This window comes from Rhizobium leguminosarum bv. trifolii WSM2297 (assembly GCF_000271845.1).
This window is the reverse complement of record NZ_JH719395.1, coordinates 1,232,246-1,246,909: the sequence shown is the minus strand read 5'-3', so window position 1 is coordinate 1,246,909 and position 14,664 is coordinate 1,232,246. Positions and strand designations below refer to the sequence as shown.

The following is a 14,664-nucleotide window of genomic DNA, read 5'->3' as shown; positions in this document are numbered from 1 at the left end:
TTTTCTTCGACTCGCCGGGGTCGGCGTCCTCTTTATCTGCCGTGCTCCGGCCAGATCGGCTGGCTGATGCTCTGCAGCAGTTCCGGTTCGACCCCGTCGATGCGGGCGATGACGGCCTTGGCCATTTCGCGGCCGGCATGGCGCACGTCTTCCTGGGCGGTGATGATTTCCGGGCGGATCCAGTTCAGAATCGGCACTGACTCCTTTGAAACCATATCGAGATCGCGGCCGAGCGCCTTGCCGGCGGCCTCGATGCCGGCATTGACGGCGATCGCCGCGCTGCCGGCGGAACAGACGATGCCGTCGGGCGCATTGGCCGAGCGCATCATCATCTCGACGGCGTCACGGATGTCGGCGAGCGGTGCGTCGATGTTGATGCGCAGCGGCACTTCCTCGGCGCCGTAATCGTGCAGTCCGGTCTGGAACCCGATACGGATATGGGCATAGTAGGTGAGCTTGCTTGGCGGCTGCAGCAGGGCGATGCGGCGCCGACCGCGCTTGACGAGCTTTTCCACCGCCTTGTGCGCGAATGCTTCGTTGTCAAAATCGTGGAAGGGATGCGTGAGACCCGCATCGGTGCGCCCATGCGTGGCAAAGGGCATGCCGCGCTCGGTCAAGAGCCGCACACGCGGATCGTCCGGTTCGATGCGCGAGATGATGACGCCGTCGGCCGAGCCGGTGTCGAGGATATAGCGCACCGGCAGCATCGGGTCCTTGCTGTGGGAATGCGGTGTCACGACGATATGATAGGGCGTGCCGGACAGAACCTCGGAGATGCCGAAGACCATCTGGCTCGAGAAGCCCATGATCTCCTCGTCGATGCTGAGGACGAGGGCGATGACATTGGTCTTGCCGGTGCGCAGGCGCACCCCCGCCCTGTTCGGCTGATAGCCGAGCTGGCGGGCGACCATGCGCACCCTCTCCTTGGTTTCCGCCCCGATATCCGGCGCATCTTTCAGCGCGCGCGACACCGTCGTCACGCCGAGGCCCGTCATGAAGGCAATCGTCTTCAATGTCGGGCGCTCGCGCGCCGCTGGCGTCGATGCCGCCTGTCCGAAATTTCCGTTGTTTTCCATCCCTGTAGGCCGCCCCGCGCGAATTGGTCTCGCTTATAGAGGCTTTTCCAGACGCCGTAAGCCCGCCGCCTGCCAAAATCGCGCCTCCCTGAGGAATTCAATCTGTAACGATACAGTAGAAATGTCGAGGGGTTTTTCTTGTGTGCGACGCAACATTGTTCGCAGAGGTTGAATCGCTGGTTCTGGCTCAATTTTTCTGCATGTGCGAAATAGTTGATATACAGATGGAAATCGGAAGTTCAAAAATCGTCTGGTATTTCAATTGTATAATTCGTGTGTGCATGTGCGGCAAAGCCTGCCCGGTTGCCAATTTCGCGGGTGTGGTGAGGCGATTTTAAACACTCATAAGTAGCAATCGGGATCTTTAAAGAAAAATTTACGGGCGGGCAGTTGCGTGGTCAAATCGATTGATCTAAGTTTTTCCGGCAACGTTTCAGTGAGGGAGGAGAACTCATGAAAATCCGTATGATGGCGGCCCTGCTTACCGCTTCGGTCGCGCTTCCGTTCGGCGCCGCCAATGCCACCGATCTCGAAGTCACGCATTGGTGGACATCCGGCGGCGAATCCGCTGCCGTCGCCGAGCTGGCAAAGGCATTCGACGCCACCGGCAACCACTGGGTCGACGGCGCTATCGCCGGCTCCGGCGGCACTGCCCGTCCGATCATGATCAGCCGCATCACCGGCGGCGACCCGATGGGCGCAACCCAATTCAACCACGGCCGCCAGGCCGAGGAACTCGTACAGGCCGGCCTGATGCGCGACCTGACCGATGTGGCGACTGCCGAGCACTGGAAGGACATTATTCGTCCGTCGAGCCTGCTCGATTCCTGCACCATTGACGGCAAGATCTACTGCGCTCCCGTCAACATCCACTCCTGGCAGTGGCTGTGGCTTTCGAACGCCGCCTTCAAGAAGGCCGGCGTCGAAGTGCCGAAGAACTGGGACGAGTTCGTCGCGGCCGCTCCGGCTCTCGAGAAGGCCGGCATCATTCCGCTCGCCGTCGGCGGTCAGCCGTGGCAGGCGACAGGCGCCTTCGACGTGCTGATGGTCGCCGTTGCCGGCAAGGACGTCTTCAACAAGGTCTTCAAGGACAAGGACGCGGAAGTCGCTGCCGGCCCAGAGATCGCCAAGGTCTTCAAGGCTGCCGACGATGCCCGCAAAATGTCCAAGGGCAGCAATGTCCAGGATTGGAACCAGGCGACCAACATGGTCATCACGGGCAAGGCCGGTGGCCAGATCATGGGTGACTGGGCGCAGGGCGAATTCGCACTCGCCGGTCAGAAGGCCGGCACCGACTATACCTGCCTGCCGGGCCTCGGCGTGAACGAGATCATCTCGACCGGCGGCGACGCCTTCTACTTCCCGTTGCTGAAGGACGAAGAAAAGTCAAAGGCTCAGGCAGTGCTTGCCAAGACCCTTCTCGATCCCAAGACCCAGGTTGCCTTCAACCTGAAGAAGGGCTCGCTGCCGGTTCGCGGCGACGTCGATCTGGCTGCCGCCAACGATTGCATGAAGAAGGGTCTCGACATCCTGGCGAAGGGCAATGTGATCCAAGGCACCGACCAGCTGCTTTCGGCCGACAGCCAGAAGCAGAAGGAAGACCTCTTCTCCGAATTCTTCGCCAATCCGTCGATGACGCCTGAGGACGCGCAGAAGCGTTTCGCTGGGATCATCGCTTCGGCTGATTGATCGGTAGATTTGCTGCTCTTTGCGATCCGGCTCCCACGGGGCCGGATCCTCTCCGGACGATCTTGATGGTCCGGCCGGCGGCGGCATCTCTCCGGTATCTTCAGCAGATTTCGGACGTGGGGACGACGGGCGGCGCTATGCCATTTCGTCACAGGTCGCAGTTGCGATTTGAGGAGGAGTATTCATGACGGGTCAAGCGCAAGCAGGCCGGCCAAACAAGTTACTACGCAATCTGAATGCCAAGATTGCGTCGATTCCGATGATCCTGACAGCGCTGGTAATTTTTGTCGGCGGCACGTTCTGGACAGTCTTTTATTCCTTCACCAATTCCAAGCTGCTTCCGCGGTTGAGCTTTGTCGGCATCGACCAGTATGAGCGCCTTTGGGCGGCGCCCCGCTGGGTGACGGCGATCGAAAATCTCGCCCTCTACGGCGTGCTCTCGCTGATCTTCAGCCTGGTGATCGGTTTCATGCTCGCCGCCCTGATGGATCAAAAAATCCGTTTCGAAAATACCTTCCGCACCATCTTCCTTTACCCCTTCGCGCTGTCCTTCATCGTGACGGGCCTCGTCTGGCAATGGGTACTGAACCCGGATTTCGGCATCCAATCGGTCGTGCGTTCGATGGGCTGGACGAGCTTCACCTTCAATCCGCTCTATACGCCTGAAATCGTCATCTACGGCATTTTGATCGCGGCGCTGTGGCAGGGAACGGGGCTCGTCATGTGCCTGATGCTCGCCGGTCTGCGCGGTATCGACGAGGATATCTGGAAGGCGGCGCGCGTCGACGGCATCCCGATGTGGAAGACCTATCTCTTCATCGTCATTCCGATGATGCGGCCTGTGTTCATCACGACCATCGTCATCATCGCCTCCGGCATCGTCAAGGTCTACGACCTCGTCGTCGCACAGACGTCGGGCGGGCCGGGCATCTCTTCGGAAGTGCCGGCGAAATATGTCTACGACTACATGTTCCAGGCGCAGAACCTGGGGCAGGGCTTTGCCGCCTCGACCATGATGCTCGTCACCGTCGCGATCATCATCGTTCCGTGGGCCTATCTGGAATTCGGAGGAGGGCGCAAGCGTGGCTAATATCGAAACTCTGAACACCACAGCCGCCGGTATCGACGCCGTTGCGCCGAGACTTGGCGAAGGCCCGCGGGGCGCCAAGCCGCGCCCGGCACTGTCGTCGCGCAACATCATGCTCTACGGCACGCTTGGTGTGGCGGCGCTCTATTATCTGCTGCCGCTCTACGTGATGGTCGTCACTTCGCTGAAGGGCATGCCGGAAATCCGTCTCGGCAACATCTTCTCGCCGCCGATGGAGATCACCTTCGAACCCTGGGTGAAGGCCTGGGCGGAGGCCTGCACCGGCCTCAACTGCGATGGCCTGTCGCGGGGCTTCTGGAATTCGGTGCGCATCACCGTGCCATCGGTCATCATCTCGATCGCAATTGCTTCGGTCAACGGTTATGCCCTCGCCAACTGGCGCTTCAAGGGATCCGAGCTGTTCTTCTCGATCCTCATCATCGGGGCGTTCATTCCCTATCAGGTGATGATCTACCCGATCGTCATCATCCTCCGCGAAATCGGCATTTACGGCACGCTGAGCGGTCTCGTCATCGTCCATTCGATCTTCGGCATGCCGATCCTGACGCTGCTCTTCCGCAATTATTTCGTGTCTCTTCCGGAAGAGCTGTTCAAGGCGGCGCGTGTCGATGGGGCGGGGTTCTGGCAGATCTTCCTGAAGATCATGCTGCCGATGTCGCTGCCGATTTTCGTGGTGGCGATGATCCTGCAGGTGACCGGCATCTGGAACGACTTCCTGTTCGGTGTGGTTTTCACCCGGCCGGACACCTATCCGATGACGGTGCAGCTCAACAACATCGTCAATTCCGTCCAGGGCGTGAAGGAATACAACGTCAACATGGCGGCAACGATCCTCACCGGTCTCGTGCCGCTGATCGTCTATTTCGTTTCGGGACGGCTTTTCGTCCGTGGAATCGCCGCCGGCGCAGTGAAGGGTTGATCCCATGAACATGAATTCAAGTGTCTCCAATGCAAGTGTCTCGATCAAGGATCTGTCGCTGAACTTCGGCGCGGTCAGCGTGCTGAAGGATCTGAACCTCGATATCAACGACGGCGAATTCCTGGTGCTGCTCGGTTCGTCCGGCTGCGGAAAGTCGACCTTGCTGAACTGCATCGCCGGCCTGCTCGACGCCTCGGAAGGCCAGATCTTCATAAAAGGCAAGAATGTCACCTGGGAAGAGCCGAAGGACCGCGGCATCGGCATGGTGTTCCAGTCCTATGCGCTCTATCCGCAGATGACCGTCGAGAAGAACCTCTCCTTCGGCCTGCGCGTCGCCAAGATACCACAGGCCGAGATCGACAAGCGCGTGGCGCGGGCAGCCGAGATCCTGCAGATCCAGCCGCTTTTGAAGCGCAAACCCGCCGAACTATCCGGCGGCCAGCGCCAGCGCGTGGCGATCGGCCGGGCGCTGGTACGCGATGTCGACGTCTTCCTGTTCGACGAGCCGCTGTCTAACCTCGATGCCAAACTGCGCTCGGAACTGCGCGTCGAAATCAAGCGCCTGCACCAGTCGCTGCAGAACACCATGATCTATGTCACCCATGACCAGATCGAGGCGCTGACGCTGGCCGACCGCATCGCCATCATGAAGAGCGGCATCATCCAGCAGCTCGACGATCCGACGACGATCTACAACAGGCCGCGCAACCTCTTCGTCGCCGGCTTCATCGGCTCGCCGTCGATGAATTTCCTGCATGGCGAATTGGTCAAGGCGGGCGACGGCATTGCCTTTTCTGCCAATGGCGTCATTTTTTCGCTCGCGGCCTACGACGCCAACGAAGCGCTGCAGCCCGGCCGCAAGGTGGTGCTCGGCGTTCGCCCGGAACACATCAAGGTCAACGAGAATGCCGGCGGCGAAGAACATGATGCCACCGTCGATATCGAGGAGCCGATGGGCGCGGACAATCTTCTGTGGCTGAAACATGCCGGTCACACGATGTCGGTACGCGTCAACGGTGCGCGCCGCTTCAATGTCGGAGCCAAGGTGAAGCTCAGCTTCGACATGGCGCTGGCCTCGGTGTTTGATGCCGAGAGCGAGTTGCGTCTTTAGAGAGTTCGGTGGGCGGGCCGGATGGTGTCGCCTGCATGCTGCAAGGCCAATAGGCCAGGGCGGGTTTGGCGAGAAGCCCAACCCCACTCTCCGTCATCCTCGGGCTTGACCCGAGGATCTATGCCCGCTGCTGCTGGTGGATGCGGTGTGGATCCTCGGGTCAAGCCCGAGGATGACGGAGAGTGGGGCGGATGGAAGGAGACCAAGGCGCTGCTCTACATCTCTTCTCCCCAGCGGGGAAAAGGTGCTGGCAGGCGGATGATGGGTGAGCGACGACGGGAGCGAGGCCTGAGCGCAAGCGAAGGGCAATTTAGGGCGTGCCATGCCTTCGGGGCCACCGAGCGGGGCCGAGCCGCGGGTCTCGACCCGTCTTTTGGACCCCCGCTTGAGAGAAGAGGGCGCTAAGTCGGCCCCTGACGAACGACAACTATCCGGACGGCGACCAAGCGCCGTCCATTTCAAAAACGTAATTCGGAAACGACATCGTGACGCATTCATCGACATCCCCCCATATCGACCTTTCCGGTTCGTGGCAGCTGACCTCTATCGATGGCGAAATCCGTAGCGTCATCACGCTGCCGGGCGACGTGCATACCGCGCTGCACCGGGCAGGGCTGATCCCCGATCCTTATTTCGGCCGCAACGAGGAGAAGGTGCAGTGGGTCGCCGAGCGGGAATGGGCGGTCGAGCGCAGCTTCGCGCTGCCGGAGGTCGACGGCGACTGGTATCTGGATATCGATTACCTCGACACGGTTGCCAGCGTCCACGTCAACGGCTTCCTGGCGCTCGAAGCTGACAACAGCTTCCGCCGCTACCGGCCCGACGTGTCGAGCATGCTGAAGATTGGTGACAACGTCATCCGCATCGTCTTTGCCTCCAACCCCGCCGTCGGGGCCGAACGGCAGAAAAAGCAGCCCTTCTACATTCCCTACAGCACGGGCAATTCGCCGATCCCCGATGGCAACATGCTGCGCAAGCCGCAATGCCATTTCGGCTGGGACTGGAATATCGCCATTGCGCCCTTCGGCCTTTACGGCACGATCGCGCTGAAGAAGCTCGAGACGGCGCGCATCGAACAGGTCGTCACCCGCCAGTCCCACAATAGCGACGGCTCGGTTGATCTTATGGTGACGGCGAGCCTGTTTGCCAAGCATGCCGGCATCGCCCAGGTCTATTTCGATCTCGACGGCGAGCGCGTGCGTCTCGATGTTGGCGTCAAGGGCGAGACTGATGTCCACCATCTCTTCCATATCGACAATCCGCGTCTCTGGTGGCCCTCCGGCAGCGGCGAGCAGGCGCTCTATACGCTTTCCGTCGGATTGCCGACGGACGAGGTGACCAAGCAGATCGGCCTTCGCACTGTCGAGCTGATCACCACGCCGGATGCATCAGGCAGCCGCTTCGCCTTCAAGGTCAACGGCCGCGAGATCTTCTGCCGCGGCGCCAACTGGATACCGGCCGACGCGCTGTTTTCGCTGTCTTCGCCCGAGAAGACCGAGGATCTGCTGCAATCGGCGAAAGCCGCCAACATGAACATGATCCGTGTCTGGGGCGGCGGATTCTACGAGCAGGAGCATTTCTACGATCTCTGCGACCGGCTGGGCCTGATGGTCTGGCAGGACTTCATGTTCGCCTGCAACCTCTACCCGTCGACCGAGGACTTCCTCGCCAATGTGACGATCGAAGTCGATTACCAGGTCAAGCGGCTCTCCTCGCATCCCTCGATCGCGCTTTGGTGCGGCGACAACGAGCTTGTCGGCGCGCTCACCTGGTTCGAGGAATCGAGGAAGGACCGCGACCGCTATCTTGTTTCCTACGACCGCCTCAACCGGACGATCGAGCAGGCGGTGAAAAAGGCGCTGCCCGGCGCACTCTGGTGGCCGTCGAGCCCAGCCTCCGGTTACCTCGATTTCGGCGATGCCTGGCATGCCGACGGCTCCGGCGACATGCACTACTGGTCGGTCTGGCACGAGAACAAGTCATTCGACAATTACCGTTCGGTGCGTCCGCGCTTCTGCTCGGAATTCGGCTTCCAGTCCTATACATCGCTGCCCGTCGTCAGGACCTATGCCGAGGAGAAGGATATGAACGTCGCTTCTCCCGTCATGGAACTGCATCAGAAGAATGCCGGCGGCAACGAGCGCATTGCCGGCACGATGTTCCGCTATTTCCGCTTCCCCAAGGATTTCCCGAACTTCGTCTATCTCTCCCAGATCCAGCAGGGACTGGCGATCAAGACGGCGGTGGAATATTGGCGGTCGCTCAAACCCCATTGCATGGGCACGATCTATTGGCAGCTGAACGACACCTGGCCGGTCGCCTCCTGGTCGAGCCTCGACTATGGCGGCCGCTGGAAGGCAATGCATTATCTCGTCAAGCGCTTCTTCCAGCCGGTTGCGGTCGCGGCCATTCCTTCCGAGGACGGCAAGACGATCCGCTTCTCGCTTGTTAACGACACGCTCGACGATGTCAGCGTCGATCTGTCGATCTCGATCCTGACGATGAAGGGCGAGCGGAAGCACCTGAAAGATGTGCAAGCCATGTGCTCGCCGGATGCGGCGGTGACGGCTGCGGCCATCGACGTCTCCGATATTCCCGAAGGCACGCTGCTTGCCTGGCATTTCACCGGGTCGAACGGCATGGGCGGCGAGGGGCACCATATCAACGGCACCTACAAGGCGCTGGAATTGGAGCCCGCGGGCCTGGCCGTCACTCATGAATATGTCGAGGAGAACGGCGCCGTCGACATCAACGTCACCGCGAGGGGACTTGCGCTCTTCGTGATGATCGAGACCGAGACGGACGGCAAATATTCCGACAACGCCTTCGATCTTGCATCAGGCGAGAGCCGCCGCATCACCTTCACCCCGGGGCGGCCGCTCGAGCGCGGCAAGCTTCCGGAATTCCGGTTCTACGACCTGCATTCCTGCCAGTCGGCAGATTGATCCTTCCAAGCATGGGCACGAGGCCCAAGGAGACTATGATGACGAAACTCAGCTACCAGCTCTACAGCGCCCGCAACTTCCAGCCCTATTCGGGGATTTTCGAAAAGCTCGGCAAGGCAGGCTATGCCGAGGTCGAGGGCTTCGGCGGCATTTATGCCGATCTCGACGATGCGGGACTGAACAGCCTTCGCGCCGAGCTCGACAAGAACGGCCTTGTGATGGCGAGCGGCCATTTCAGCCCCGACTTCCTCGAGAAGGACGTGCAGAAGTCGCTGAACATCGCCAAGATCCTCGGCATGGATTCGATCTACGCGCCGCATCTGGCAGCTGAGCAGCGCCCCTCGGACGCGGCCGGCTGGCTTGCTTTTGGCAAGCGGTTGCAGGAGATAGCCAAGCCCTTCAAGGAAGCCGGCTACGAATTCGGCTGGCACAATCACGATTTCGAATTCGTCAAGCTGGCCGACGGCTCGCTGCCGATCGAGCGCATCTTTGAAGGCGCGCCCGATATTTCCTGGGAAGCCGATATCGCCTGGGTCATCCGCGGCGGCGCCGATCCCTTCGCATGGGTTGAAAAGCTTGGGCCGCGCATCACCGCCGTGCACGTCAAGGACATCGCGCCGGCCGGTGAAGCGACGGATGAGGACGGCTGGGCCGATGTCGGCCATGGCAAGGTCGAGTGGGCCAAGCTGACGACGGCGCTGCGCGCCACCAAGGCCAAGCACTTCGTCGTCGAACATGACAATCCTAAAGATATCGACCGCAATATCAGCCGCTCGATCGCATCCTTCCAGACTTTTTGAGGCACATCATGACCAGGGAACTTGGCGTCGGCATCATCGGATGCGGCAATATCTCCACCACCTACTTCTCGCTATCACCGCTCTTCAAGGGGCTGAAGGTGCTGGCCTGCGCCGATATCAACGTGCAGGCGGCCGAGGCGCGCGCCAAGGAATACGGCGTTAAAGCACAGACGATCGATGAGCTTCTTGCCAATGACGAGATCGACGTCGTCGTCAACCTGACGATCCCGGATGCGCATTTTCCGGTGTCGAAGGCAATCCTCGAAGCTGGAAAACATGTCTATTCGGAAAAGCCGCTGGTGCTTTCCTTGGAGCAGGGCGAGGAACTTCGCCGCCTTGCCAAGGCAAAGAACCTTGCCGTCGGCTGCGCGCCGGATACCTTCCTCGGCGGCGCCCATCAGCTTGCCCGCAAGTTCATCGACGACGGCGGCATCGGCCGGGTGACCTCGGGCGCCTGCTACGTGATGAGCCCGGGCATGGAGATGTGGCATCCGAACCCGGATTTCTTCTTCCTGCCGGGCGGCGGTCCTATCCTCGATCTCGGCCCCTATTACATCGCCAACCTGATCAACCTGATCGGCCCGGTCAAACGCGTCGGCGCCATGACCTCGATGGCGTCGCCGACCCGTACCATCACCAGCGAGCCGCGCAACGGCGAGATCATTCCGGTCAAGACACCGACGACGATCCAGGCGCTGCTCGAATTCGTCAGCGGCGCCACCGTGACGTTGTCGGCGAGCTGGGATGTGTGGTCGCACCGCCATGCCAATATGGAGCTCTACGGCACCGACGGCTCGCTCTACGTGCCGGACCCGAACTTCTTCGGCGGCACGGTCGAGGCAAGCGGCCGCGACAAGGAGATTAAGCCGCTGGAAGACTGGGACCATCCTTTCGGGAAGATCAACCAGGAAAACCCGAACGGGGCGCGCGCCAACTACCGCACCGCCGGTCTTGCCGACATGGCGATGGCGCTGATCGAAGGCCGCGACGCACGCTGCTCGCTCGACCGCACGCTGCATGGGGTCGACGTCATGACCTCGATCCTGAAATCGGGCGAGGAGGGGCGCTTCATCGACCTGACCACGACCTGCACGCAGCCGGCCGCGCTGGGTATCGAAGAGGCGCAGGCGCTGTTGAGATAGTACAAACTCGCGCCGTGCGCTTGCCGTATCGGCGCGCTTGTTACAATAGTTCCGTCATCCCTGGGCCTGTCCCGTGGTTGTCCGGTTCGCGTCGACGGCTGCCCCTCACCCTAACCCTCTCCCCGTAAACACGGGGAGAGGGGACGTGCCACACACGGCGTCGAGTTTGAGGTTAAGGAAGGCGGTGCGGCATGTCCCTTCGCCCGTTTACGGGGGTCCGAAGGACGGGTTGAGACGAGTGGCTTAACCCAGGCAAAGGTGCCGGCAGGCGATGAGGGGCAAGTCTCGGCATTCTCTTGGGCTGAGGATGTCGCGTGACGATTACACGATTTTGTACGAAGGAGACCTCAGATGAGCTGGAAACCGGCTGCAGACCGTTATTCGAAGATGAAATATAACCGCGTCGGCCGTTCCGGCCTGAAGCTGCCGGCCGTTTCCCTCGGCCTCTGGCACAATTTCGGCGGCGACACGGCGCATGACCGCAAGATCGACATGTGCCGCACGGCCTTCGATCTCGGCATCACCCATTTCGACCTCGCCAACAATTACGGCCCGCCTCCCGGCAGCGCCGAGACCGCCTTCGGCGAGATCCTGCGCACCGAATTTGCCGGGCTTCGCGACGAGCTGATCATCTCCTCCAAGGCCGGCTACGAGATGTGGCCGGGTCCCTATGGCGAATGGGGCAGCCGCAAATACCTGGTCGCCTCCTGCGACCAGAGCCTGAAGCGCATGGGCCTCGACTATGTCGATATCTTCTATTCGCACCGCTTCGACCCGGAAACGCCATTGGAAGAAACCTGCGGCGCGCTCGACCATATTGTCCGCTCCGGCCGGGCGCTCTATGTCGGCATCTCCTCTTACAATTCCCAGCGCTCGCGCGAAGCCGCCGCCATCCTCAAGGATCTCGGCACGCCCTGCCTGATCCACCAGCCGAGCTATTCGATGCTCAATCGCTGGGTCGAGGACGACAGGCTGCTCGATACGCTCGACGATGTCGGCATGGGCTCGATCGTGTTCTCACCGCTTGCCCAGGGGATGCTGACGACGAAATATCTCGGCGGTATTCCTGAAGACAGCCGCGCGGCGCAGAACCATTTTCTCAAGAGGGACTACATCCGCCCGTCGATCATCGACAATATCCGCAAGCTCAACGAGATCGCCGAAAGGCGCGGCCAGACGCTGGCGCAGATGGCGATCGCCTGGGTGCTTCGCGGCGGACGCGTGACCTCGGCGCTGATCGGCGCCAGCCGTTCGTCGCAGATCGTCGATTGCGTCAAGGCGCTGGATAATCTCGAATTTTCGGCCGAGGAGCTTGCCGAGATCGACGTCTATGCCCGTGAGGCGGATATCAATCTGTGGGCGAAGTCGGCGGAGCGGGAATAGCGACGGTGATTTGAGATCGGGAAGTTGTCATGTCAAAGGGGGAAGGTCAGAGAAAGACGATGGGGGCGCTGCTTGCGTCCTCTTCTCCCCAGCGGGGAGAAGGTGGCCCGCAGGGTCGGATGAGGGGGCCACACGGCTCGCCCTTGCTTGCCTTCACTTTCGCTCAGCGCATTCGCGGCTTCGCCGCTCACCCCCTCATCTGCCTGCCGGCATCTTCTCCCCGCGGGGGAGAAGGGGCAAGGGGCAGCGCCTTCTTCCTTTCTTCTTTGTCGGAGTAGTTCCATGCCCACGACGGAGATAGAGCGAGCGGCGGCAGTGTCCGTTAGCAAATCGCATTTGACGTACGTACCACAACAATAACCTGGAGGCCGCATCCATGATCCGCAATCCCATCCTGCCGGGGTTCAACCCCGATCCTTCGATCTGCCGCGTCGGCGACGACTATTACATCGCTACCTCGACCTTCGAATGGTATCCCGGCGTGCAGATCCACCATTCACGTGACCTGGTGAACTGGACGCTGGTGCGCCGGCCGCTGGAGCGCCGATCGCAGCTCGACATGCGGGGCAATCCCGATAGCTGCGGCATCTGGGCGCCGTGCCTTTCCTATGCCGATGGCCAGTTCTGGCTCGTCTATACCGACGTCAAGCGCTTCGACGGCAGTTTCAAGGATGCGCCGAACTACATCGTCACCGCGCCCTCGATCGAAGCCGAATGGTCCGACCCCGTCTATGTCAATTCCTCCGGCTTTGATCCCTCGCTGTTCCACGACGAGGACGGCCGCAAGTGGTTCCTCAACATGCAGTGGAACCACCGCACCGAAAGCTACGGCGGCTCGCCGAAATCGCCGGCCTTCGACGGTATCCTGCTGCAGGAATGGGATCCGGCGACCAAGGCGCTGAAGGGGCCGATCAAGAACATCTTCGCCGGCAGTCCGCTCGGCCTCGTCGAAGGCCCGCATCTCTTCAAGCGCAACGGCTGGTATTATCTGACGGCCGCCGAGGGCGGCACCGGCTACGACCACGCCGTCACCATGGCGCGTTCGCGCCACATCGATGGGCCTTATGAGATGCATCCGAACATGCATCTGATCACCTCCAAGAATCATCCGGGCGCGGTGCTGCAACGGGCAGGGCATGGCCAATATGTCGAAACGCCGGACGGTGAGGCCTATCACACGCATCTCTGCGGCCGGCCGCTGCCGCCGAAGCGGCGCTGCACGCTGGGGCGCGAAACCGCCTTGCAGAAATGCGTCTGGCGCGACAATGATTGGCTCTATCTCGAAAACGGTACCTCCGTGCCCGATGTCGATGTGCCTGGCCTCTTCGGCGCCGTGCCTTCGGAGAAACCGATGCGCAGCGAATACAGCTTCGACGGCGGTACGCTGCCGGGCGATTTCCAGTGGCTGCGCACGCCCGAACCCAACCGCATTTTCAACTTGACGGGCCGCCCCGGCCATCTCCGCCTGATCGGGCGTGAAAGCATCGGCTCGTGGTTCGAACAGTCGCTGGTCGCTCGCCGGCAGGAGCATCACAGCTTCCGCGCCGAAACCGTGGTCGAATTCTCACCCGACACCTATCAGCAGGTCGCCGGGCTGACGCATTATTACAACCGCCACAAATTCCACGCCGTCGCCGTGACGCTTCACGAAACACTCGGCCGCTGCGTGACGATCCTCTCCTGCAATGGCGACTATCCGAACGGACGCCTCAGCTTTCCCGCCGAAAGCGGGATTCCGATCGCCGCCGAGGGTCGTGTCCAGCTCGCCATGGAAATCCGAGAGAACGATCTGCAATTTTTCTGGCAGACCGAGGGCAAGGGCGCCTGGCAGCCGATCGGTCCGGTGCTCGATGCCGGCATGATTTCCGACGAGGGCGGGCGCGGCGAACACGGCTCCTTCACCGGCGCCTTTGCCGGCGTCTTTGCTTTCGACACGTCAGGGCGCGGCAGGGTCGCGGATTTCGATTGGTTCAATTACGACGAATTGTGAGGGGTATTCCGCAGGGCCTCGAAGGACGAGGGCGGCCACTGCGTTACTACGAAGCCCACAAAAAGAAAGCCGGCACAGGGCCGGCTAAGACGAACGCGGCTGGACAGGGGGATACTGGCCGGTTCCAAACACTTCGTGACTGAACAATAACTTTAACTACATGCCGAGGCAGCGAAAAAGGGTGCAACGAGAACACCCGGAGACGGCTCCGCAAAGGAGTGGGCGGCGGGGCGGATGCCGGTGCTGGCCTCGGTCTTCTTATCGGGCATGAAGATCACCGGATGATGACATCCGAAACCGGCCGCTGCCTTTCTTTGTCCCCGACAGGCCGTCCGTCGCGACGACCCGATGCCGGCTACGTCACCGCGCCAGCGGGCTGACTGCACCAGCGGACATCAGCTTGCATAAGGAACTGTGTGAGCAAGGCGAATGCAGTGTTCACGTTCGAAAGGATGTTAAAGCGTCATGAAGCGACTATATAGCGAGCGAAATACTTCGATA

The 14,664-nt window shown here is 61.0% G+C and carries 10 protein-coding genes; 9 read left to right on the top strand and 1 reads right to left on the bottom strand.

Features of this window, described 5'->3' with window-relative positions; translation table 11 throughout:
• Nucleotides 1-32: 32 nt before the first annotated feature.
• Nucleotides 33-1,076, bottom strand: a complete 1,044-nt coding sequence (locus tag RLEG4DRAFT_RS21350; RefSeq protein WP_003579821.1) for a LacI family transcriptional regulator — start codon at nucleotides 1,074-1,076, stop codon at nucleotides 33-35.
• 453 nt (nucleotides 1,077-1,529) lie between these two features.
• Between RLEG4DRAFT_RS21350 and RLEG4DRAFT_RS21345 the strand changes: the two genes are divergently transcribed.
• From RLEG4DRAFT_RS21345 to RLEG4DRAFT_RS21305, 9 genes are all read left to right on the top strand, one after another.
• A complete protein-coding gene (locus RLEG4DRAFT_RS21345) occupies nucleotides 1,530-2,765 on the top strand; it encodes an ABC transporter substrate-binding protein (protein WP_003579819.1) in 1,236 nt (411 codons plus the stop codon).
• A 184-nt stretch (nucleotides 2,766-2,949) separates the two neighbouring features.
• Nucleotides 2,950-3,855: a carbohydrate ABC transporter permease gene (locus RLEG4DRAFT_RS21340; protein WP_003579818.1), complete on the top strand. Its 906-nt coding sequence runs from the start codon at nucleotides 2,950-2,952 to the stop codon at nucleotides 3,853-3,855.
• Complete coding sequence (locus tag RLEG4DRAFT_RS21335) at nucleotides 3,848-4,792, top strand: carbohydrate ABC transporter permease (RefSeq protein ID WP_003579817.1); 945 nt, start codon at nucleotides 3,848-3,850, stop codon at nucleotides 4,790-4,792. Before RLEG4DRAFT_RS21340 ends, RLEG4DRAFT_RS21335 begins: the two co-directional genes overlap by 8 nt.
• A 4-nt stretch (nucleotides 4,793-4,796) precedes the next feature.
• The gene (locus tag RLEG4DRAFT_RS21330; RefSeq protein ID WP_003579816.1) at nucleotides 4,797-5,903 is read left to right on the top strand and encodes an ABC transporter ATP-binding protein; all 1,107 of its coding nucleotides are present in this window, start codon (nucleotides 4,797-4,799) and stop codon (nucleotides 5,901-5,903) included.
• 485 nt (nucleotides 5,904-6,388) lie between these two features.
• Complete coding sequence (locus RLEG4DRAFT_RS21325; protein WP_003579814.1) at nucleotides 6,389-8,848, top strand: beta-mannosidase; 2,460 nt, start codon at nucleotides 6,389-6,391, stop codon at nucleotides 8,846-8,848.
• 38 nt (nucleotides 8,849-8,886) lie between these two features.
• Nucleotides 8,887-9,648 (top strand): sugar phosphate isomerase/epimerase family protein, encoded by a 762-nt coding sequence (locus RLEG4DRAFT_RS21320; RefSeq protein WP_003579811.1) that lies wholly within the window; start codon nucleotides 8,887-8,889, stop codon nucleotides 9,646-9,648.
• An 8-nt stretch (nucleotides 9,649-9,656) separates the two neighbouring features.
• On the top strand, nucleotides 9,657-10,790 hold the full coding sequence (locus RLEG4DRAFT_RS21315) for a Gfo/Idh/MocA family protein (protein WP_003579809.1): 1,134 nt from the start codon (nucleotides 9,657-9,659) through the stop codon (nucleotides 10,788-10,790).
• A 351-nt stretch (nucleotides 10,791-11,141) separates the two neighbouring features.
• Entirely contained in the window at nucleotides 11,142-12,173 is a 1,032-nt protein-coding gene (gene mgrA / locus RLEG4DRAFT_RS21310) for an L-glyceraldehyde 3-phosphate reductase (protein ID WP_003579807.1), read from the top strand.
• A 376-nt stretch (nucleotides 12,174-12,549) separates the two neighbouring features.
• A complete protein-coding gene (locus RLEG4DRAFT_RS21305; RefSeq protein ID WP_003579805.1) occupies nucleotides 12,550-14,163 on the top strand; it encodes a glycoside hydrolase family 43 protein in 1,614 nt (537 codons plus the stop codon).
• Nucleotides 14,164-14,664: the final 501 nt, after the last annotated feature.

Bases quoted from the DNA above. Each gene is read 5' to 3' on its own strand.
- RLEG4DRAFT_RS21350 (WP_003579821.1), bottom strand. From the start codon at position 1,076: ATGGAAAACAACGGAAATTTCGGACAGGCGGCATCGACGCCAGCGGCG.
- RLEG4DRAFT_RS21345 (WP_003579819.1), top strand. From the start codon at position 1,530: ATGAAAATCCGTATGATGGCGGCCCTGCTTACCGCTTCGGTCGCGCTT.
- RLEG4DRAFT_RS21340 (WP_003579818.1), top strand. From the start codon at position 2,950: ATGACGGGTCAAGCGCAAGCAGGCCGGCCAAACAAGTTACTACGCAAT.
- RLEG4DRAFT_RS21330 (WP_003579816.1), top strand. From the start codon at position 4,797: ATGAACATGAATTCAAGTGTCTCCAATGCAAGTGTCTCGATCAAGGAT.
- RLEG4DRAFT_RS21320 (WP_003579811.1), top strand. From the start codon at position 8,887: ATGACGAAACTCAGCTACCAGCTCTACAGCGCCCGCAACTTCCAGCCC.
- RLEG4DRAFT_RS21315 (WP_003579809.1), top strand. From the start codon at position 9,657: ATGACCAGGGAACTTGGCGTCGGCATCATCGGATGCGGCAATATCTCC.
- mgrA (WP_003579807.1), top strand. From the start codon at position 11,142: ATGAGCTGGAAACCGGCTGCAGACCGTTATTCGAAGATGAAATATAAC.
- RLEG4DRAFT_RS21305 (WP_003579805.1), top strand. From the start codon at position 12,550: ATGATCCGCAATCCCATCCTGCCGGGGTTCAACCCCGATCCTTCGATC.